We start from the raw sequence: 21,951 nt of genomic DNA, 5'->3' as shown, positions 1-21,951 counted from the left end.
TTAATCTACCTGCTTGATGGCGATGGGCGGCAGTTGCCATTTCCAGTTATCGGGAGTGACCGAGAGCGGTATCATTTCGATGCAATCGGTAGGGCAGGGGTCCACGCACAAATCGCAACCGGTGCATTCATCCGCAATCACCGTATGCAGGGCCTTGGTGGCGCCCACGATGGCGTCGACCGGGCAGGCCTGAATGCATTTGGTGCAGCCGATGCACATGTCTTCGTGAATAAAGGCGACTTTTTTCACGGGGGCGGCGGCTTCTTCACCCATGGCCTGGGGCTCTACACCCATCAGATCGGCCATTTTGCGCATGGTGGCATCGCCACCGGGTACGCACTTGTTGATGTCGTCGCCCTCGGCCACCGCCGCCGCATAGGGGCGACAGCCCGGATAACCACACTGACCGCACTGGGTCTGGGGCAGCAGCTCGTCGAGCTGCTCGACGATGGGATCGGACTCTACCCGAAAGCGCACGGCGGCAAAGCCGAGGATCAGGCCGAAAATCAGGGCCAGCAACGCCAGCACCGCGATGGCGATTAAAATATTGCTCATATTACAACTTGACCAGTCCGGTAAAGCCCATGAAGGCCAGTGACATCAGGCCGGCGGTGATCATCGCCAGCGCCGCCCCCTTGAACGGCGCCGGTACATCGGCCCCGGCCAGACGTTCGCGCATGGCGGCAAACAGCACCAGCACCAGTGAAAAGCCCAACGCCGCGCCAAAGCCGTAGACCAGGCTTTGCATGAAGTTATGCTGTTCGTTGATGTTGAGCAGGGCCACGCCCAGCACCGCGCAGTTGGTGGTGATCAGCGGCAGAAAAATACCCAGCAGGCGATACAGGGTAGGGCTGGTCTTGTGCACCACCATCTCGGTGAACTGCACCACCACGGCGATCACCAGAATAAACGACAGGGTGCGCAGATACAGCAGATCCAGCGGCAGCAGAATATACTGGTTAACCAGATAAGAGCAGGCGGCAGCCAGGGTCAGTACGAAGGTGGTGGCCAGCCCCATGCCGACGGCGGTCTCGAGTTTGCCGGACACCCCCATGAAGGGGCACAGTCCGAGAAACTTGACCAGCACGAAGTTATTGACCAGCACGGTGCCGACAAACAGCAGCAGGTATTCAGACATGATCACTCGGCGGATAATAAATAACGGCGGTTATTATCGGACTTTATGCCTCGTTTAACAATGCCACAGATGCTGTGGGTATAGGGTGGGCCTCAGAAAAAAGTGTTAATTAACATGCCAATAACGGCAAGGGTACAAAGCAGCAAAGAGCCGTAGTGCATCACGGGCCGGGAGACCAGATGCAGGGTATGGGCCGCCACCCAGTTGCCGAGCAGGGTCGCGGGCACCAGCGGCAGGGCCAGTATGAGGTGCTCCTGGGTTAGAAAACCGCCCAGCGCCAGGGCCGCCACCGACATCATGGTCGACACCACGAAAAAGCCGGCCAGGTTGGCGCGAATGCGGTGCATGTCTGCCCCGTGCATCACCAATACCATCGGCGGCCCGCCGATGGTGGTGCTGGTGCCCATGACCCCGGACATAAAGCCACCCAGCGCCATGTTGGTGCGGGTCATCGGCAGTGCTATGTCTTTCAGCCGCACCAGCACCCCGAGCATGATGGTGATGGCGATAAGAATGGCCAGCACCTGCTGGGACACCAGCGCCAGCAGCAAGACCCCCAGCGCACTGCCGGGAATGCGGGCCAGCAGCGCCGGCGCCAGCAGGTTGAGCTCCAGCCCCTTGCGAAAACGCCAGCCGTTCATCAGGCACATGACCAGCAGCACCACCATCAGCGGGCCGGGCACCAGCGCCGGATCCAGATAAAACAGGATCGGCGCGGCCACTATGGCCATGCCAAAACCGATGGCGGTTTGCACATAGGCGCCAACAAAGCAGGCCAGCGCGGCCAGCAGCAGCACCATGAAATTTACATCGAGGTTATCCATCGGGTCATGGCCTTGAAAACACAAAATGGGAGTCATTATGGCCAATCGCCGTGAGCGGGGGAAGCATAGGCCAGGCTGGTCTTATCGATTTTGCGAGCTGGCTCCACGAGCAGGCGGAAATGACGAGAACACGGCTGAACCCCCTTGGTCGACTGAAGTCGACCCTACGACAGATGGCGTGGTTCTGGTGTTCGCAGGATCCAATTTATTGGACCGTGAGGCCAGCGTATAACACCGTTGGCCGACTGAAGTCGACCCTACGACGGATGGTGTGGTTCTGGTGTTCGCAGGATCCAATTTATTGGACCGTGAGGCCTGCGTGTCATGCCGTTGGTCGACTGAAGTCGACCCTACGACAGATGGTGTGGTTCTGGTGTTCGTAGGGTCGAATTTATTCGACCGGTCTGGCCGTTTTTTTCGTTTAGAACAGGGTGTTCGACAACTGGTACATTTCTTCGTTGAACGGGCGCTTCAGGTGCTTGATGCAATCGATAATATCGTGATGCACTATGTGATTGCTCTGCAGGCCCATGCAACGGCCGCCGTAGCCTTCGAGCAGCAGCTCTACCGCCCGGGCACCCATGCGGCTGGCCATGATGCGGTCTTGTGCGGTGGGCGTACCGCCGCGCTGAATGTGACCCAGAATGGTGGCGCGGGTGTCGCGGCCGGTGGCGGCCTGAATATCGAACGCCAGCCGGTTGACGTCACACATGTTCTCGCAGATGGCGACAATGGCGTGCTTCTTGCCTTTGGCCACGCCCTCGTGAATTTGTTGAATCAGCTCGGTCTGATCGAAGGCTACTTCCGGCACGATAACGTATTCGGCACCACCGGCCACCGCGGCGGAGGAGGTCAGGTCGCCGCAATGGCGGCCCATGATCTCCACCACCGAAATGCGGTTATGGGAGCTGCAGGTATCGCGCAGCCGGTCGATGGCCTCTACCGCCACGTTAAGCGCGGTGTCGAAACCGATGGTGTAGTCGGTGCCGGCAATGTCGTTGTCGATGGTGCCGGGAATGCCGATACAGGGAAAGCCCATTTCGGTCAGGCACATGGCGCCCATGTAGGAGCCGTCGCCGCCGATCACCACCAGGGCGTCGATGCCGTGTTTCTTGAGGTTTTCGACCGCTTCCACCCGAACTTTTTCGTTCTTGAACTCGGGAAAGCGGGCCGAGCCCAGAAAGGTGCCGCCGCGGGTGATCACATCCGACACCGACTGCCGATCCAGCGGTACTATGTCATTCTGATGCAAACCCAGGTAGCCGCTGTGAATGCCGAACACCTCCAGATGATGGTGTAGCCCGGTTCGCACCACGGCGCGAATGGCGGCGTTCATGCCGGGGGCGTCGCCACCGCTGGTCAGTACTCCAATTCGTTTAATCATCTCGCCCTCGTTTTACATCCATTTTTATTTCGGGAAGCATTGATCACTCATAGTGCCCTTGTACAGATATGCTCCGCTAAGGTGGGAATCCATGGTACAGGGCACTGGATTCCCACCTTCGTGGGAATGAAAAGAACCTTCGGTGCTTGTTACGCACCTGCGCGAATAATGGCGGCAAATTCGTCGGCCTGCAGGGCGGCACCACCGACCAGGGCACCGTCGATATCTTCCATGGCAAACAGGCCGGCGGCGCTGGCGCCCTTGACCGAACCACCGTAGAGGATCTGCACCCCGGCGGCGACTTCGGCGTGTTGCCCGGCAACAAAACCGCGAATGGCCGCGTGCACGTTCTGTGCAATCTCGGGGGTGGCGGTCCTGCCGGTGCCGATGGCCCAGACCGGCTCGTAGGCGATCACGGCATTGGCCAGCGCATCAATGCCGCAGTGGGCAATGACTTCATGCAACTGGCGCTCGACCACGGCCCGGGTTTCACCTTCTTCAAACTGCTCCAGGGTTTCACCGATGCACAGCACCGGCACCAGACCGGCCTGCTGCACGGCGGCAAACTTGGCGGCCACCATGGCATCGCTTTCGCCGTGCAGGGTGCGGCGTTCGCTGTGGCCGACCAGCACATAATGCACGCCAAACTCCGCATACATGGCCGGGGAGTTTTCGCCGGTGAAAGCGCCCTGGGTATGGATATCTGCGTCTTGCGCGCCAAGGAGAATATTGCTGTCGGTCAGCAGTGCCTGGGCCTGACCAAGAAACAGCACCGGCGGGCATACCGCCACGGCCACGCTTGGGGTCTCGGCGGCGGGGGCCTTGAGGGCATTGATCAGCTCGGCCACCATGGTTTTGCTGCCGTTGAGTTTCCAGTTACCCATTACCAGAGTCTGTCGCATCTTGTGTTGTTTCCTGTTCGTTAAATGAGGGCATTATAGGGGCAGGGATCCGGCAAGACCAGAGTCCCCTTCGGGCAGCGGTAAGCTGTAAGCGATCAGCGGTAAGTAAAGGAAACTGCAAAGCAATCCTGCTTCTTGACGCCCGAGTTAGCTGTTGGCATCACAAACAGGCGACGCCGGAGCTTCAAGGAGGACAAAGGGATCTGCTCAGCCGACCTTCCGTTTCAGGGACGAAACGGAGAGCGTACATGGATGTATTCATAGCGGGTCGGCGGAGCTGGCCCTTTGTCCTATGTGTAAACTGTGCCCAAAAGACAGCTTTACGGCCTGGAACTTCCCGCAGCCCGAAGGGCTTGCCAGCCTAGCCCTAAATATTCATGCCAGGCAATTTCGCTGCGCTCCAGATAACGTCCGCGGGGCAGATAGGTGTACAAGGGCAGGGCGGCGTTGCTCTCTTTGGCGTGGTGGCCCACCGGCGCCGCCCGGGGTTGTGCGCCTTCGCTCTCGAACAGCGTCATGGCGCGCGGCATGTGACTGGCGGAGGTGACCAGCAGCGCCCGGCGCCCGGCAATCAGCGGGGTAATGGCGGCGGCCTCTTCGGCGGTGTCTTTCGGCTCGGGTAACATCAGCAACCGGTTGGACGCTATGCCCAGCGCCTGGGCCACGGCGCCGTACAGCTCGGCGCTGGAACGGCCTTCGCCGCCCGCATAGCCGCTTACTATCATGCGCGCCTCGGGGTAGACATGGGCCAGCCGCACACCTTCGGTGATACGGATAAGCCCGGCGTTACCCAGCTGGCTCAGCAGCGGTAGCGACAGATCCGCCACCTGGGCGGCCCCCAGCACTATGATGTCTTGCACCGGCGAGTCGATGTCGATTACATGGGGCGGAAATTGCGACTCGAGCGGTGCTATCAGCCGGTTGGCCACCGGCCGGGTAGACAGCAGCAGCAAGGCGGTCAGCGACAGCAGGATCAGCGCACTTCCACTGCGCCTGTGCTGCCTTGCCAGCATAATCAACCCGAAAAAGCCCAGTATCAGCAGCAGAGGTAGCGGTAATAACAGGCTACCCAGCCATTTTTTCGCCAAAAACATCGTTCCCATGTACACACGCATTTGTTAACCGTATTGGTTGTGCCAGAATAGCGCCCCCAGACTCAGCAAGAAACACCCCGGTGAGAAGAAAGCCCAAGGTCATAAAGAGCAATACCAATTTCGACGGCAAGAGTGATACCTTTGCCCGCAATATCTACGGCACCACCAAGGGGCGTATTCGGCTGGCGGTGTTGAGCCGCGATATCGACGAGCTGCTGGCCGACTTGCCGGATCGGCCGCTGCGCATTCTGGACGCGGGCGGCGGTTTCGGCCCGCTGTCGCAGCCGCTGGCGGCCCGAGGCCACAAGGTGGTGCTGTGCGATTTGTCCGGTGAAATGCTGGCGCTGGCAAAGGAGCAGGTAGCCGAAAAAGGCCTGCTGGCGCAATTCGAGTTTATTCAGGCGCCGATTCAGTCGTTAACTGTTGAGGACCTGGGCCAGTTCGATCTGATTTTGTGCCATGCGGTGCTGGAATGGGTGCAGGAACAGGCTCAGTTGCTGGCCTGTTTGCAGGCGCTGCTGGCCGACGGCGGCCACTTGTCTTTGATGTTCTATAACCGCGACGGCCTTCTGTATCACAGCCTGGTGATGGGGCACTTTGATTATGTGCACGCCAATCTGGTCAAGAAACGACGCCAGAAACTGACGCCGGGCTGGCCCTGCAAACCTGATGAGGTTTACCGGTGGCTGGACGAGCTGGGCTTTGTTATAACCGGGCGTAGTGGGGTGCGGGTGATCCACGACTATATGGTGGAAAAACGCATCAAGGTCGAGCAGGCAGACGAAGTCATCGCCATGGAGCTGGCCCACGCCCGACAAGCCCCCTTCATGCACCTGGGGCGCTACATTCACGTGTTGGCAAAGAAAGCTGGTTGAGGGCTTAGGTGTCAGGAAGAGTCGGAGCAAGGGACAGCCCCGCCGACACGCCATGTGACATGACACTCGCTGTTTCAACCTGCTGCGAACATTCACTGGATATTCGGTCAGGCTGAAACAGCTCGTCACGGCAAGCAAGCTCGCCCCATGGAGGCTCGATATGCCATCTGACCGCCATGGATGGCGGGAATGCCGGAACGGCAGGAGCAATTTTCGGCCATGGCATATCATGGTCGGCGGGACAGCTCTCTTGCTCCTCCCTGTAGCATCGGCGCTGCCTCAACCCACGCTTCCACGCACGACGTGGGGTTGTTGTCAGCCATGGCAGGCGATGCCAACGCCACGAGAAGAGGGTGCAGGGCTCGGCTCGGCCGACCGTCATATGCCATGGATGGCATGTGCGAGCGTACAGGGAGGTATTCATAGCGAGTCGGCGGAGTGAGCCCTGTGGCCTCGTATACCAGCCACGTTTCCATTTTCGGGCGTACAGAAACAAGAACTGAAGAGAGCTGCAAGATGACGGAAATGTCCCGCACCCTGCCGGACTGGATTGGCTGGGTCAAACAGGAAAATCTAGGCATAAACCTGCCGCCCGAGCGGCTGGCGTTCTTGCTGGCGATACAGGTATTCGGGCGGGGTGGCGAGCAGCCGCAACTGACCGAGGCCGAGCTGCACCACGCCTTTGGCTTTGTGAGCAAGGGCTTCGAGCAGGCCACAGACACCCAGTCCAGCCGCGGTAACAATGCCATTAACGATTTGGTGCGCCAGCGGCTGCTGAGCCGTTTTCAGGGCGAGCCGGGCGAGGGCGAAAGCCTGTACCGGCTGACGCGACTGGGCGTGGCCATCGTCGAATTCTTTGCCGCCCAGCGCGAAGTCAGCCAAATCAAGCTGTCGTTGCAGCTGGCGCAGATTGCCCAGGATCTGGACACTATTGCCGAGACCATAGCCGCCAGCCCGAACGAACAACAATGGGCGCAGGATGTGGCGGGCCGGCTCAAATATTCGGTTTCCGAGCAGCTGGCGCGCATCGACGACACCCAGCGCGCCATGGACGAGCAGCAGAATGCGGTCAAGGCCAACATCGCCTCGCTGCTCAACAAGAACTGGCACGAAGCCATTTCGGCCTGCGAACAGCTGCTGCGTGAAACCGGCCTGACCCTGCGCGAGCTGCAGGACACGCTCGACAAGGCCGGCCATGGCCTGCAGCAAAGCCTGCTCAACATCGAAGAACAGTTACAACAAAGCGAACGCGGCGAGCCGCTGGCGCCGCTGTGCCAGCAACTGCAGGCCCGACTGGACGCCATTATTCTGTGGGGCAGCCAGTGCATCGAGCTGTGGGCCCGGTACGACCTGCACGTGCACCGTTTTATTCGTACCGCCATCGACATGGACAAGAACCGTGCCTTCAGCCAGCGGTTGCGCGAGTCCATTCGCCAGTTTGAAGATCACAACTGGCGGCTGTGCATCGCCCAGGCCCAGCCGCTGCTGGAGCTGCGCGACGAAACCATGGCCGCCTACGCCGAAGAAGTGACCGGCGAGCTGCCGGTCGAGCTGGAATATCACGACATGGTGGACGTGTCGGCCGAGCTGTCGGGCCGCATACGCGATCACCTGCAGGCGTTTCCGCTCGCCGGCAAGCCGCTCGACATGGCGGCGGTGCTCAGAGATTACCTGCACGATTATCCTCAATACCAACATTTCGATATTGCCCGTTTGCTGATCGACGAAGCGGTCAAGCTGGGCCACGCCAACGCCGAATGCATGGGCGCCGCCCAGCCGGACTGGCAACGCATCAACGCCCACGGGGCCAAGGTACAAGCACATGTTATCGACCAATACTGATCTCGCCCTGGACCCGCGTCTGGTTCAGGCCATTGCCAACCCGCTGTTTCCGGCGCTGGACAACCAGCTGCGTGCCGGCCGCCACATCAGCGCCGACGAGCTGGAGCAGCATTCGCTGCTGCAGGAGTATTACCCGGAGCTGGAAGCCTTTTATCAGCGCTATCACGTTGAACTGGTGCGCGCCCCCGAGGGCTTTTATTACCTGCGCCCGCGCTCCACCAGCGAGCTGGGCACCTCCATTCTGTCCGAGCTGGAAATGCTGGTGGGCAAGGTACTGTGCTACCTGTATCTGAGCCCGGACCGCTTGATCAACGAAGGGGTCTTTTCCCTGCTCGATTTGCAGGAAGAAGTGCTGACCCTGGCCAACGAGGCCGCGCTGCTGCGCATGGTCAACCAGCGAGCCGGCGGCAGTGATCTGGACAAACGCAAGCTGGCCGACAAGCTGAAAAGCGCCATTCGCCGGCTCAAACGGCTGGGCATGGTCAGCGCCGTGGGCAGCCAGGACAAGTTTCGCATTACCGAAGCGGTGTTTCGCTTTGCCGCCGACGTGCGCAGTGACGAAGATCCGCGCGAACTGCAGTTGCGCATGATTAAAGACGGCGAGGCGGTGGCCGGCCACGACCAGGATGAAGAGCAGGAGAACGAGCAGTGAGCACCTCAGCGACGCCCGAAAACACCTTGAACACCTTCAGCCGGGGCAAGTTTCATTCCCTGACCATGGTTAACTGGAACGGCTTTTTTGCCCGTACCTTCGAGCTGGACACCCTGGTGACCACGCTGTCCGGCGGTAACGGCGCCGGCAAGTCCACCACCATGGCCGCCTTTATTGCCGCCTTGATCCCCGATCTCAGCCTGCTGCACTTTCGCAACACCACAGAGGCGGGCAGCCAGTCCGGCAGCCGCGACAAGGGCCTGTACGGCAAGCTGCAGCGCGGCCACTGCTATTCGATGATTGAGGTCGACACCTCGCAGGGCGAACGGGTCTGGTTTGGTGTGCACCTGGAGCAGGTAGCCAACCGCGACAACAAGGTCAATCTCACGCCCTTCAGCGTGCAGGGCATCAAGCCCGAACATACGCCTACCGCGCTGCTGCTGCACCGGCTGGACGACGGCCGCGGCCAGGTGCGTTCGCTCAACGAGCTGAAGGCGGTGGCCCAGCAGGACGGGCTGCGCTTTACCCGTTTCAATACGGTGAGCGAGTATCATAATTTTCTGTTCGATACCGGCGTTACCCCGCGCAAGCTCAAGGATCAGCGCGATCGGGTCAAGTTCTATCGCCTGATCGAAGCCTCCTTGTACGGCGGTATTTCCAGCACCATCAGCCGCAGCCTCAAAGACTACCTGCTGCCGGAAAATGCCGGTATTCGCAAGGCGTTCAACGACATGGAAGCGGCGATTTTCGAGAACCGCCGTACCCTGGAAGCCATTCGCGAAACCCAGCGTCAGCGGGATCTGTTTCGCCAGCTGATCACCGAAACCACCCACTATGTGGCCGCCGACTACGTGCGCAACAGCGCCGAGAAAAAGCGGCTGTCGGAGCAGGCATTGTCGGCGCGCAAGGCGCTGGCCGAAGAGCGCCGCATTCTGGCCGAAGAGCGGGCCCGGCTGATTTATCTGGCCGACGAGCTGGAACACCTGGGCTCCCGCGAGCGCATGCTGGGTGACGAGCTGGACATCGCCTCCGAGCATCTGGCGCGGGTGCTGAGCGGGGTCAAGCTCAACGAAAAGATCACCGGTTATCAGCTGGAGCTGGACGAGCTGGAAGAAAAGCTCGCCATTCAGGAAGAAACCCTGGCCGAGCTGCAGGACGAACAGCAGGAAGCCACCGCCACCAAAGCGGCGGCCGAAGAAGAGGTGGACAGCCTCAAGAGCCAGCTGGCCGATTATCAGCAGGCGCTCGACACCCAGCAGACCCGCGCCATTCAGTATCGTCAGGCCCGTCAGGCCCTGGGTGAAGCCAAGGTGCGCTGCGGCCTGCCGGAGCTGAGCCCGGAGCAGGCCAAAGCCGAAGAGCAGGCGCACCAGCAACGCGAGCAGGCCCAAACCGCCGTGGTGCTGGAACAACGCCAGCAGCTCTCGCTCGCCGAAGCCGCTCGTGCGCAATACGATCAGGCGCTGTCGCTGTTGCAGGCCATCGACGGTAACGTGAGCCGCGAGTCCGCCTTTGCCCGCGCCAACCAGTTGTTGGAGCAGGGCAGGGAATATCAGGCGCTGCTGGCGCGCGACGGCGCCATTCGTCGCCAGTTGCAGGACGCCGAGCAGGGCGCCTGCAAGCGCGAAAAAGCCACGGCGCTGCAGGCCGAGCTGGCCCGGCTGGGCCGTCCGGTGCAGGACGAAGCAGAGTTGGAACTGCAACTGGCGGAGCTGGACGAGCAAAAAACCGAGCTGGAAGAAAAACTGGCCGACTGTGCCGACGCCCAGCGCCAAAGCCAGTCTCGCCTGGGGCAGATTGCGCCGCAGGTGACCGCGCTGCGCGGCCAGGCTCCTGCCTGGCACAAGGCCCAACAGCAGCTGGAGCGGCTGCGCGAATTGTCCGGCCTGCCGCTGAGTGACAGCAACGAGGTGACTGCCGCCATGCAGCAGGCGCTGCGCGACGAGCATCAGGCCGAGCAGAGCAAGCAGCAGTCTCTGGCCACCAAGCAGCAGCTGGAACAGCAAATTCGCGGCCTGAGCAGCGGCGTTGACGCCGATCCACGGCTGATTGCCCTGTGCGAACAGCTGGGCGGTACTCTGCTGGCCGACGTATACGACGACATTGCCGTAGACGATGCGCCCTATTACGAGGCGTTGTATGGCCCGGCCCGCAACGGCATAGTGGTGGCCGACCCGCAGGCGGCGTTGGAGCAACTGCAGGCACTGGAGTCGTGCCCGGCAGACTTGTACCTGATCCAGGGCAACCCGGACGCCTTTGACGAAGACCTGCTGCACGCCACCGAGCTGGACGGCGCCATCTGGGTGAAAAACGGCGAACGCCAGCTGCGTTATTCCCGTTTTCCGACCGAGCCGATGTTTGGCCGCGCCGCCCGCGAGGGCAAAATCGAGCAACTGAGCGCCGAACTGGAAACCGTGAGCGCCCGTTATGCCGAGTCGGCCTTTGCCCAGCAGAAGCACAGCCGCCTGTATCACCAGTTGAGTGAGTTTGTTGGTCAGGGCCTGCAACTGGCCTTTGGCGATAATCCGGAAGCGGCACTGGAACAACTGGCTGCCCAGCAGCATCAGCTGGAACAGGAGCTGGCCACCATTGCCGCCCAGCGCGATCAGTGGCAGGCCCGGCGCAACCAGCTGCGCGAGCAGCAGAGCCTGTTGCACAAGCTGTTGCCCTTGGCAGACTGGCTGGCCGACGAGGGCCTGGCCCTACGCCTGGCCGCCGCCCGTGAAGAAATGGCCCAGCTGGATACGGCCCGCGACTTCATGGCCGCCCACGGCCAGCGCCTGGGGCGCCTGGCCGAGCAGGTGCAGGTATTGCGCCAGGATCCCGCCGGATTCGACGCCCTGCAACAGCAGGTGGCCGAGGCCGAGGCCGAGCTGACCGAAGCGCGTAACCGTACCTACGCCCTGACCCAGCTGGTGGCCCGACTGCCGCACCTGGCCTATGCCGACGCCGAGCAGTTGCTGGATCAAAGCTCGGCCATGAATGACAGCCTCAAGGCCAAGCTGGTGCAGGCGGAAGAAACCCGTCGCAAGGCCGGGTTGCGTGCCGAGCAGTTGAACGGTCGCCTGACCGACGCCCTGCAGGCCCGCACCGCGCTGGTAACCGGCCGCGATGCAAGAAGCGCCACCCTTAACGAATTCCGTGACGAGCTGACCGCCCTGGGCATTCAGCTTGCGTCCGACATGGAAGACAAGGCCCGCGAGGCCAAGCGTTCCATTGAAAACGAGCTGGTGCACACCCGTGGCAAGCGCAGCCAGACCGAGGCCCAGCGCCAGGTGAGCAAGCGCGAAATCGAATCCTTGAGTCAGCGCCTCGGCAAAGACGGCCAGGGCTATTTTGCCGCCCGCAAGGCACTGGTGGCCCACAAGGCCAACTGGGCCAAGGTGGTGCGACTGGCGCGCGACAACGACGTGGTGCGCCGCCTGGCCCGGCCCGAGCTGGCGTATCTGGATGCCGACGAGCTGCGTTCCATTTCCGACAAGGCGCTGGGTGCCCTGCGCCTGGCGGTGGCTCACGACGAAGAGTTGCGTGACGCGCTGCGCCTCTCTGAGGGCAACCGCAATACCCTGCAGAAGGTGCAGTTCTACATCCTGGTGTTCAGTCACCTCAAGGCTCGTATTCGGCACGACATCATCCGGGCCGACGATCCGGTGGAAGCGCTGGAAGAAATGGAAGTGGAGCTGGGCCGGCTGGCCGACGAGCTGCAACTGCGCGAAGGCCAGTTGTCGCTGTCGTCGGTGGAAGTGGCGGCCAAGATCAACACCATTATTCGCCGCGAGCAGAACCGTATTCGCCAGCTTAACCAGGGCCTGCAGAACATCAGCTTTGGTCTGGTGGCCGGCGTGCGCCTGAACGTGAACATTCGCGACACCTACGGCCGCCTGCTGGAGGCGCTGAGCGACCCCGAAGGTCGCCATCAGGACCTGTTCAGCAGCAAGGAGCTGAGCTTCTCGGAAGCGATGGGCAAGTTGTTCCAGCGGCTGAACCCGCAACTGGAGCAGGGAGACCGCAGCCCGCAGGTGCTGGGTCAGGCGTTGCTGGATTATCGCAACTACCTGGATCTGGGCATTGAAGTGCAGCGTGGTGCCGACGGCTGGCTGCGTGCCGAAAGCGGCGCCCTGTCTACCGGTGAAGCCATTGGTACCGGCCAGGCCATTCTGTTGATGGTGCTGCAGAGCTGGGAAGAAGAATCCCGCCATCTGCGCAGCAAAGACGTATTGCCCTGCCGGCTGTTGTTCCTGGATGAAGCGGCCCGACTGGACGCCCGCTCCATCGCTACCCTGTTCGAGCTGTGCGAACGGCAGGACATGCAGCTGCTGATTGCCGCGCCCGAGAACATCAGCCCGGAAAAAGGCACCACCTACAAGCTGATCCGCAAGGTGCACGGCAAGCAGGAACACGTACACGTAGTGGGCCTGCGCGGCTTTGCCGGCGAAGCGGTGGTGTAATTCTATCTACTCCTCCCCCTTGGCTGCGGCCCGGCAGGCATAATGGCGGCGCTATGCCAGGGGGAGGCAGGGTGGGGGTGTTGCTACCCTGCCTTACCGTAGGGTCCACTTCAGTGGACCTTAATTAACGCCCCAAGAAACAAAGCCCCGCAACCGAAAGGTCGCGGGGCTTTTTGTATGTGTGTAACTCTCAGTTTGTCGGACAAAGGGGCGACTCCGCCACTCGCCGTAAATACATCCGGGGCTCAGCCGCGCCACCCGTGGCGCGGAAGGTCGGCTGAGCCGATCCCTTTGTCTTCCTGCTAATGTCGGCGTGGCCTGAACTACTCAAATAGCCCAGGACTTATGTCGTCATTCCAGCGAAAGCGGGAATCCAGTGGTTGAGATGCTTCCAATCTGCAACCCTTGCCCCGTATAATGCAGGGCTTCATTCGAGTTCAATGTAAATGCCGGTAACAGCGCCTCACAACAAACAGGGAAGGGAGAGGCCAGATCGCCCGCAAGATTCGTGCGGTAGCGTGCCTGCTTTCAGAAAAATGAGTAAAACAGTGTGTAAAAGTATGGAAGGGCAAGATCATGAAAAAACTGGTCTCTAAGTATAAAAGGATAATAATATGAAAAAACAGCATAGTTCTAATCGAGCAATATTGATTCTGGAATCTCCATGGGAGTTAGATTGTAACGATTCAAATAGAACAAGTGTTACTCCTTTCGTTGAAGGTATAGGGAAACTTGCTGGTGATACTGAGGTTTATCACGCAAATTTCTATGATAAAAGTAGTTTTATAAAGGCTTTAAATTGTTTATGTAAAAGAAAGTTTAAAAACACCACTGTATATATTGCAGCTCATGGCTATAAGAAAAAAATTGGTAATATTTCAATTTCTGATCTTATCTGGGAAGTTGGGCTGAAATCCAATGAATGTAATATTACGGGGTTAATGTTAGGATCGTGCTTTGTTGGTGAGAACTCTAGTACAATGGAAGTTTTCTTGGAAGGCAATAATCTGAAGTGGTGCGTAGGTTATTCCTCCACATCAAAGTGGCTTGAAGGCACGCTAATTGACTGTGCTATTTTGTCAGGAATGTCTGAGTTAGATGAAAGTGATTATTCAGACAAGAACGAAATAATACACCACTTTGCTAATTCGATTGCGGCATTTTCAAATTCATTCCATATAGGTGAAGATTATAACGGAAATGCAGTTCCTCTGGAAGATTCGCTTCAGTTTGTAATGCAGCCCAATGGTCAAGGGAAACGCGCTAGATCTGTAAGTGCAGAGGTTTTTGCAGTAATGAAATCGCTACAGATATAACTGGTCATAACTAAAAGCGTTTAAATGTGATTCTTAATTTGTGGCATAATTTTATACGCCAGGGGTTGGGTTTGGAGTTACATTAGGATTTTTTTAAGAATTTTAAGTGCCCTTGCGTAAATGATGTGGAAGTGTTTGCCTGAGTGCCTTGCCAGCATTGACGCGGATTAATGTTTATCCACACATTTATGCCGAGTTACTTAAATAATAGATGCTTTCCTAATAAATAGGTAATTTATGTTTAATGTTAAAAGTGCCAGCTCTTTGGTTACTAATGTTATTAATTTCAGCTCGGAATGTCTTGATGGTTTGTCGAAAGTTCATCTGGTAGATAAAGATGAAGCAGGCAGCATTTCAGTTGAAGTCGATTTTTTTATTTTAATAGAGCCTGACCTTGAGTGGTTGAGTGCTAATCAAGATGATATAAGATCAAAAGATGCGTTAACTTTGATACTCACTACAGCAGAAAAACCTTATTCTGGAATTGACTGCCCCGATATTATTGATAAAGTGCTTGTTGTCAGTGATGGAAGTTATAAGGTTTTTATAAATGATATTATAGACACTCTGACCAGTGATAATATGATAGGTGTGGATTTTGGTGACTTTCGCTTTGTGATGCGTGAAGGCAGCACGGCAACCTTATACAGCGGAGGTTATACCAAAGAAGAACACTTCTATATGGACTACTTTGAACAGTATTTTGTGGATTCAATTGATTACACAAAATTAAAGGCATTGTTTATTATTATTTCATTTTCTATCGATTTTATTTCTGGCATTGATGATTTTGAGCATGTATCTAACTTTTTTAGGGGCCAGGTGCCAGAGGACTTAAATTTAACGCTGGTGGTAACGGGACACTTTACACTTGATCAGCAAGGTGCCCGAGTCAGTGCGATATTGGTAGAATGAAAAATGAACAGGGAAAAATGATTGCCCAATCATATGAGTATAGATATCAGGGTCGGCAGTACTTTGCAGGCGGCTTGCAGTCCGAACATTCTATAAGCTCTGGATTCCCGTTTTCGTGGGAATGACAAAAGCGCACGTGGGGAGTGACGAAAGAACACCAAGTGGAAACTCCTGTAATCAGACCCCACTCTCGATACTATCTGTTTTTATGGTGATGATTGCGGTTCCGTTATCGGCGGGCACGGCGGAAAGGCGCGGGCGAAAAGGGGTTTTGGTAGCGAGGCGCTTATGCACCTTGAAACGGGCGCTTGATACACTCTGGTGACCGTCAATACATGTTGTTGATAGGCCCTATACTCATCCGTATGAAGAGCTATGTCCTGGCCGGCATTCCGGCCTTGTGCGAGGGCTGCATGGTGATAAACGCGAAGTCGGATGTTGTGCATCAGGGCGATTGTTGCGCGTCGGAGGCGAAGGCCGAGATGAAACAAAAGCGAGTGGGGAATGCCTGCCGGGAGGCGACATGAAGACGCTTTCCAGTACCGGGTTTGCACTGTTTGGTGCCGTGCTGATTGCCATCAGCTTTGGACTTGCGCGCTTCGCCTTCGGGCTGTTTGTGCCGCCCATTCGCGCCGAACTGGCGCTAACGCCGTCGGTAATCGGCATTATCGGTGCGTTGCCGCTGATCAGTTTTTTGCTGGCGACACTGGTGGCGCCGATGGCCGCCGATCGCCTCGGAGCCCGCAATACGGCGGTGTTGTCTGCGGGCTTTGGTGTTGTCGGGCTGGCGTTGATCAGCCGGGCCGACAACGCGTTAGCGCTTGGCGCAGGGGTGTTTGCCTGTGGCATCTGCACCGGCCTGATGATGCCGGCACTCACGGCGGCCATGCAGGCGCTGGTAGCGCGTTCGTTGCACGGGCGCGTCAGCGCGGTCATGAACGCGGGTACCAGCATTGGAGTGGCGGTTGCGGTACCGGCGGTGCTGCTGATGGCCGGCGCCTGGCGTTTTGCGTATGTCTCTTTTGCCGTGCTGGCGGGCATCGGCATGGTGTCTGCCTGGTTCTTTATTCCTTCTGTGTCACGGATCACGCCAACAGACGCGGCGCCGCCGCCTGCCGTCAGTGCATTGCAGTGGTCTCGTCTGTTCAGGCTGTCGTTGTTTGCCTTCCTGATGGGCTTTATCTCGTCGGCATACTGGATTTTCGCCCCCGACCTGATGGCCACCCTCGGCGACCTGCCGTCTGGCGCAACCGGCTGGCTGTGGCTGGCGGTGGGCATTGCCGGTCTTGGCGGGGCCGTAATAGCCGATCTGGCCGATCGCAACAATCCACCCATTACGCACGCGCTGATGCTGGTGATGTTGTCTGCAAGCCTGGCTCTGTTGGCGGCCAGCCCCGGCCAACTGGTGCTCAGCGCATTTTCTGCCCTGGTGTTCGGCCTGGCTTACATGAGTCTGACCGGGCTTTATTTGATGACCGGCATTCGGCTGCTGCCGGGCCGACTGTCGATGGGACCTGTGCTGCCATTCATGGCCGTGGCACTGGGGCAGGCGGCCGGCTCACCGGTGGTTGGGGTGCTGATACATGAATTCGGCTACGCCGATGCGTTTGCCACCTTTGCCGCGGTTGGTATTCTGGTGTCCCTCTTGTCGCCGCTGTACCCGCGCTACCTTGACCCGGAGCCCGAGCATGAAGAGGTTGAAGAGATCAAGGACGAAACCGGCCTGCAGGCGGCGTTCGATTACCAGCTTCAGGACGAGGAAGGCGAGCCGCTCACGCCCGTCATGGAAGAGGATGAAAACCTTTTTCCGACCCAGAACGCCGAAGATAAACCATGAGACTTGGCCCGATTTTGCTGCCGGCAACACAGCAGTGCGGTGGAGGTAACCTGCGCAACCACAAGGGGTAATCGCCGGTATATCCGGTTTGGTTTAAAATCCGGCACCGGTGTGCCAGACCGGCATAGCGGCGGCTGATAAAGTGCCATGCAGAGCCGTTTACTGCCTTTTTCGAGGCAGAAAGTCGCAGAAATTGGCAGTTATCTGCTACTCATCCATGTAGAATACGCTTTTAAAAGCTCATTCAGCTTTATTCTTGAACTCTTGAGTGCACTTCTGTAGGAAATCCATGAAAAAGACTATCGCGTTAACTCACCCCAAGCTGCAACCTGCTCGCCTGGTGGACTCAATCAAGCATGATATTAAAAAGTACCTCAACAGAGAGCGTCGCAAGTCGCTGCCCGCCGGCATGGACTACTGGACCTTCGATTGTCGTTTTGGTGCCTCTGAAGCGGCAGCAGAAGCGATCTTTACCTCTGAAATCAACAAGCATATCGATGCAGCCGTAGCGCAGGAACTGCCCGAATTCTATGTCGAGATTCTTGCCCGCGCGTGTAACCACCAGCCGAAGTCGGCTGTTGCGGACGACGCCGAAGCCTGATCAGACCCGGCCACAAGACGCTTATCGCAGCCGATAGGCGTGCAAGGTGCAGCGGGCAGGCCCGGGGTGAAGCCGCACATGTTTAACCAACGCCTGCCTGTTTACGCTGCCCTTCGCGGATTGAGTCGGGGCTCCTTTTTGGCATAGCCCTGATGCTTTTTTGACTCCGGCACCCGTGCCATAGCGTCCCGTTCCCTTCATTTTTCCATCCGAGCAAGGCTGTACAAAATTCACCCAACTGACAAACAAACCTCTCTTCCCACACTAAAATACTGTATATTCTGCCCTCATTTTTTTGACTGTAGCGACTCTACAGAGGATCTCTCATGCAATTTTCATCTTTAGATTTGGCCCCGGATCTGCAACGCGCTCTTGTGGAATGTGGCTACAGTGCAATGACTCCCGTACAAACTCAGGCCATTGTGCCGGCCCGTCGCGGTAAAGACTTGCAGGTAACCGCGCAAACCGGTACCGGTAAAACCGCCGCCTTTGCCGTGCCCGTGCTGCAACGCATGCTGGACAAGCCCAAGGCAACCGTTGAGCGTCGCCCTCGCACCTTGATCCTGACACCAACCCGCGAACTGGCCGAGCAGTTGGCCGACGCCATTAATGGCTACGCGAAGTTTGTGCCCATCAGCGTAACGGCCCTGTACGGTGGCGTTAAAATGGGTGGCCAGGCCAACAAGTTAAAAGCAGGCGTTGATATCGTGATCAGCACCCCCGGCCGTTTGATGGAGCACCTTACCCTGGGTAATGTGACCTTGAGTGACGTTGAATTTGTGGTACTGGATGAAGCCGACCGCATGCTGGACATGGGCTTTATCACCGATGTGCTGAAGTTGATGCAACTGACCGCGCCCAAGCGCCAAACCCTGCTGTTTTCTGCCACCACTTCACCGGCAGTCAACGAGTTGTCACACAAGGTGCTGAATAATCATCAGCAGATCCGCGTGACCAAAATCAACAGCACGGCCGAGACCGTAAGACATGCGGTGTATGCGGTAGAAGAAAGCCGCAAAATCGAATTGTTCGAACAGCTGCTGGAAGAGAAAAACTGGTTCCAGGTGTTGGTGTTTACCAGTACCAAGGAGCAGGCCGAGCGACTGCTGGCCGGTCTGAAAAAGAAAAAGATTGAAGCGGCAGTGTGTCATGGCGATAAAAGCCAGGGTTCAAGACGCCGTGCCATTGCCGATTTTAAATCCGGTAAACTCCAGATTCTGATCGCCACCGAAGTGGCGGCCCGTGGTCTGGATATTCAGGGCCTGGATTATGTGGTGAACTTCAACCTGCCGTATTTGCCGGAAGATTACGTGCACCGTATCGGTCGCACCGGTCGGGCAGGGGCGAAAGGCACTGCCATTTCCTTTGTGAGCCGTGAAGAAGAGCAAACCCTGGAGCGTATTAAAAAGCTGATTGGTACCGACATCAAACGTATCATCAAGCCGGGCTTTGAAGTGAGTGACCGTGGTTCACTGTTGAAAACCATCTCGCGCAAGGTGTTGTCCGGGCGTTCAAACAAAGCCAGTGAAACCGTGATTGAGCTGGAAGGTTCAGGTAACGGCAAGTTTAAAGGCAAACCCCGCCGCGCCAACAGCGGTAATGAAACGGGCGGCAAGACCACGGCGAGACCCGTGCGCCTGAAAAAGACCAATAACGGCAAAAGCACCGGTCCGAAGAAAAAAATATTACGCGGCAAGCGTGCCGAACAACACTCACGTTAAGCTCTTTTCGTTGTGAGTGAAGCCGGTGCCGCCCACATGGGTCTCTCATGGGCGGCACCGGCCTATGTATATCAATAGCGGGGAATATAATGCCTGGTATCGCCCGGTCGGCTCACACCATCAATGATGATTTTGTGGCACCTGTGTGTGACGATGTTGTGGTGATTCTCTATCAGGATGACGACATTCTGTTGATCAACAAACCCAGCGGTCTGCTCAGTTTGTCGGGTAAAAATCCGCTCAATCGGGATTCGGTACACTATCGTCTGGTCAACGGCCAGGCCGGAGTGACGCCTGCCTTTCCCGAGGCCAAGTTACCGCATCGGCTGGATTTCGGCACCTCGGGCATCATGGTGGTGGGGTTGAATGCGGGGTCTGCACAACACCTCAATAACCAGTTTCAGACGCGAGCCATTCAAAAGCGGTATCTGGCCATGCTGGATGGTTGGATGGCAGACGATCAGGGGCTGATCACCGCCGCCATCGCGAAAGATAAACAGCATTTTCCTCGCGTAAAAATTTGCCACACCAGCGGCAAGGCCGCCACCAGCGAATATCGGGTATTACAGCGTCTGGAGCAACCGCGCCGCAGCCGGGTGCAATTTACCCCGGTTACCGGCCGTACCCATCAGTTACGCATTCACAGCCAGGCCATAGGCCATCCCATTCTGGGCTGTGATCTTTATAACAATGAACAGAGTGAGCAAATGGCCGATCGGTTGCTGTTGCACGCCAGTGATTTATATTTTGCACACCCTGCCAGCGGCGAGCCCTTTCATGGACACTGCCCTTGTCCGTTTTAATCAGAAACACACCAAACATACGGAACAGATTCAATAAACAATGATCAATAGCCGACCCAACTCAGCAGGCCGCCTGTGAAAATACCCAAACGCCTACAGCCTCTCGTCGAAGACGGTTTAATCGATGACGTGCTCAGCCGCCTGATGAGCGGTAAAGAAGCCGACATTTTTGTTGTTCGCTGTGGTGAGCATATTCGTTGCGCCAAGGTTTATAAAGACGCCGCTAAACGCAGCTTTAAAAAGGCGGCGCAATATCAGGAAGGGCGAAAGGTGCGCGGTGGCCGGCAGGCTCGCGCCATGGAAAAGCGTTCAAGCTATGGCCGCCAGCTGGAGGAAAAAATCTGGCAGAATGCCGAAGTCGATGCCTTATCCGCGTTAGCCAATGCCAATGTACGTGTACCCAACACCTTTGGCTGTGTTGATGGCGTACTGCTCATGGAGCTGGTGACCGACGCCGAGGGCGATGTTGCTCCACGACTCGGTGAAGTGACCATGTCGGAACAGCAGGCGATGGAAGATCACGCGCTGATGATGCATTACATCAAGCTGATGCTGTGTGTGGGCATTATTCACGGCGACTTGTCCGAATTCAACGTGCTGGTGGATGATCAGGGCCCGGTGATTATCGACCTGCCCCAAGCGGTGAATGCCGCCGCCAACAACAGCGCCCAAGCCATGTTCGCCCGCGACGTCAACAATATGCGACGTTACTATGGCGAGTTTGCTCCCGCCTTGTTACATACCCAATATGCCAAGGAAATGTGGGCGCTGTTTGAAGAGGGTAACCTGACGCCCAATTCCACACTCACCGGTGAATTTGAAGATAGCGGCGATAACGCCGATGTAGACTCGGTGCTGGAAGAAATACAAGCGGCGAGGGAAGAAGAGCAGGATCGCAGAGAGCGCATACGTGAAGCGGCCGAAGATGCCTGAATTTAAAACAAGGCATGCAGAGCAATAAATCGACTCACGCTTTCGAGCGTTATTTATCGCGCCATGGTCGGTGATGGCGAGGCTGATCATGCGGCAGGGCGTTATGCTACAGCCAACGGCATGACCGCTATGTTTGGTGCAGTTGAAAAAGTGCAGGTGAAAAGATGACAAAAATCTGGATGTTGTTGATGTTCCTGGTGCTGGTCGCTGCCGTGACGGCGGCAGAGCCGGCAAGCCCGGTCTTGAAGCTGACATTGCCCACCGGCCAGACGGTGGTGGTGGCAGAAGGTGAGCTGGAAGCACGATCCATCGGCAGCTTCAGCGTGCGACTTTATCAGGCCGCGGTAGCACCGGATGAAACGACGTTTTTCCTTGCCGGTATCATTCGGCCTCGCGATGGCGTGCTTGAAAAGGCCGTTGTTGCGGATGTGGTGGGTGATGATCGGCCCGAGATCATTGTTATTGCGCGTTCGGTAGGCACAGGCAGTTTCCAGTCCGCATATGTATTTGAATTTACTGAGAATACACTGCGCTTTCGCACCCAGCTAGACGGACTCGTCGCCGATGAAGACCCAATCGCGGCGTTACGCACTTCCACCGCCAAGGGTGACTAGCGCCACCAGGCGACCCATTTACGTTATGCTTCACTTATCCGCCGGGCTTAGG

Annotated in this window: 18 protein-coding genes; 12 read left to right on the top strand and 6 right to left on the bottom strand. The window is 57.5% G+C overall.

The genetic code is table 11. From position 1 onward, the window contains the following. The 6 genes from rsxB to Q0753_RS14295 form a co-directional block, all read right to left on the bottom strand. Complete coding sequence (gene rsxB / locus Q0753_RS14320) at positions 1–555, bottom strand: electron transport complex subunit RsxB (RefSeq protein WP_298722515.1); 555 nt, start codon at positions 553–555, stop codon at positions 1–3. Between the two features lies 1 nt (position 556). Beyond that, on the bottom strand, positions 557–1,138 hold the full coding sequence (rsxA, locus tag Q0753_RS14315; protein WP_298722512.1) for an electron transport complex subunit RsxA: 582 nt from the start codon (positions 1,136–1,138) through the stop codon (positions 557–559). 92 nt (positions 1,139–1,230) lie between these two features. After that, positions 1,231–1,962, bottom strand: coding sequence for a sulfite exporter TauE/SafE family protein (locus tag Q0753_RS14310; protein ID WP_298722508.1), 732 nt, complete (start codon positions 1,960–1,962; stop codon positions 1,231–1,233). Positions 1,963–2,383: 421 nt separating this feature from the next. Then, positions 2,384–3,346: a 6-phosphofructokinase gene (gene pfkA, locus Q0753_RS14305; protein WP_298722506.1), complete on the bottom strand. Its 963-nt coding sequence runs from the start codon at positions 3,344–3,346 to the stop codon at positions 2,384–2,386. 149 nt (positions 3,347–3,495) lie between these two features. Continuing rightward, positions 3,496–4,248, bottom strand: coding sequence for a triose-phosphate isomerase (gene tpiA / locus Q0753_RS14300; RefSeq protein ID WP_298722504.1), 753 nt, complete (start codon positions 4,246–4,248; stop codon positions 3,496–3,498). Between the two features lie 320 nt (positions 4,249–4,568). After that, positions 4,569–5,351, bottom strand: a complete 783-nt coding sequence (locus tag Q0753_RS14295; protein WP_298722501.1) for an ElyC/SanA/YdcF family protein — start codon at positions 5,349–5,351, stop codon at positions 4,569–4,571. Between the two features lie 92 nt (positions 5,352–5,443). Between Q0753_RS14295 and Q0753_RS14290 the strand changes: the two genes are divergently transcribed. From Q0753_RS14290 to Q0753_RS14235, 12 genes are all read left to right on the top strand, one after another. Then, positions 5,444–6,217 (top strand): methyltransferase domain-containing protein, encoded by a 774-nt coding sequence (locus Q0753_RS14290; RefSeq protein WP_298722556.1) that lies wholly within the window; start codon positions 5,444–5,446, stop codon positions 6,215–6,217. Between the two features lie 516 nt (positions 6,218–6,733). Continuing rightward, the gene (gene mukF / locus Q0753_RS14285) at positions 6,734–8,059 is read left to right on the top strand and encodes a chromosome partition protein MukF (RefSeq protein WP_298722499.1); all 1,326 of its coding nucleotides are present in this window, start codon (positions 6,734–6,736) and stop codon (positions 8,057–8,059) included. Beyond that, positions 8,040–8,711 carry a chromosome partition protein MukE gene (mukE, locus tag Q0753_RS14280; RefSeq protein WP_298722497.1) on the top strand — a complete coding sequence of 224 codons (672 nt, stop codon included), beginning with the start codon at positions 8,040–8,042 and terminating at the stop codon, positions 8,709–8,711. The genes mukF and mukE overlap by 20 nt, the downstream gene beginning before the upstream one ends. Beyond that, complete coding sequence (gene mukB / locus Q0753_RS14275; RefSeq protein WP_298722494.1) at positions 8,708–13,159, top strand: chromosome partition protein MukB; 4,452 nt, start codon at positions 8,708–8,710, stop codon at positions 13,157–13,159. Before mukE ends, mukB begins: the two co-directional genes overlap by 4 nt. A 614-nt stretch (positions 13,160–13,773) precedes the next feature. Further along, positions 13,774–14,475 (top strand): hypothetical protein, encoded by a 702-nt coding sequence (locus Q0753_RS14270; RefSeq protein WP_298722491.1) that lies wholly within the window; start codon positions 13,774–13,776, stop codon positions 14,473–14,475. Positions 14,476–14,712: 237 nt separating this feature from the next. Continuing rightward, on the top strand, positions 14,713–15,390 hold the full coding sequence (locus Q0753_RS14265; RefSeq protein WP_298722489.1) for a hypothetical protein: 678 nt from the start codon (positions 14,713–14,715) through the stop codon (positions 15,388–15,390). A gap of 523 nt (positions 15,391–15,913) precedes the next feature. Continuing rightward, complete coding sequence (locus Q0753_RS14260; RefSeq protein WP_298722487.1) at positions 15,914–17,227, top strand: CynX/NimT family MFS transporter; 1,314 nt, start codon at positions 15,914–15,916, stop codon at positions 17,225–17,227. A 289-nt stretch (positions 17,228–17,516) separates the two neighbouring features. Beyond that, positions 17,517–17,828 carry a DUF6172 family protein gene (locus Q0753_RS14255; RefSeq protein ID WP_298722484.1) on the top strand — a complete coding sequence of 104 codons (312 nt, stop codon included), beginning with the start codon at positions 17,517–17,519 and terminating at the stop codon, positions 17,826–17,828. A 326-nt stretch (positions 17,829–18,154) separates the two neighbouring features. After that, on the top strand, positions 18,155–19,549 hold the full coding sequence (locus Q0753_RS14250) for a DEAD/DEAH box helicase (RefSeq protein ID WP_367179509.1): 1,395 nt from the start codon (positions 18,155–18,157) through the stop codon (positions 19,547–19,549). A gap of 89 nt (positions 19,550–19,638) precedes the next feature. Next, a complete protein-coding gene (locus Q0753_RS14245) occupies positions 19,639–20,352 on the top strand; it encodes an RluA family pseudouridine synthase (protein WP_298722478.1) in 714 nt (237 codons plus the stop codon). 75 nt (positions 20,353–20,427) lie between these two features. Continuing rightward, entirely contained in the window at positions 20,428–21,285 is an 858-nt protein-coding gene (locus tag Q0753_RS14240) for a PA4780 family RIO1-like protein kinase (protein ID WP_298722474.1), read from the top strand. A gap of 164 nt (positions 21,286–21,449) precedes the next feature. Further along, entirely contained in the window at positions 21,450–21,899 is a 450-nt protein-coding gene (locus Q0753_RS14235) for a PliI family lysozyme inhibitor of I-type lysozyme (protein WP_298722471.1), read from the top strand. Positions 21,900–21,951 lie beyond the last annotated feature (52 nt).

This window comes from uncultured Oceanisphaera sp. (genome assembly GCF_947495715.1).
GTDB classification, from domain to species: Bacteria; Pseudomonadota; Gammaproteobacteria; order Enterobacterales; family Aeromonadaceae; genus Oceanimonas; species Oceanimonas sediminis.
Note: the sequence above shows the minus strand (reverse complement) of the source record. Positions and strands in the feature narration are given on the sequence as shown.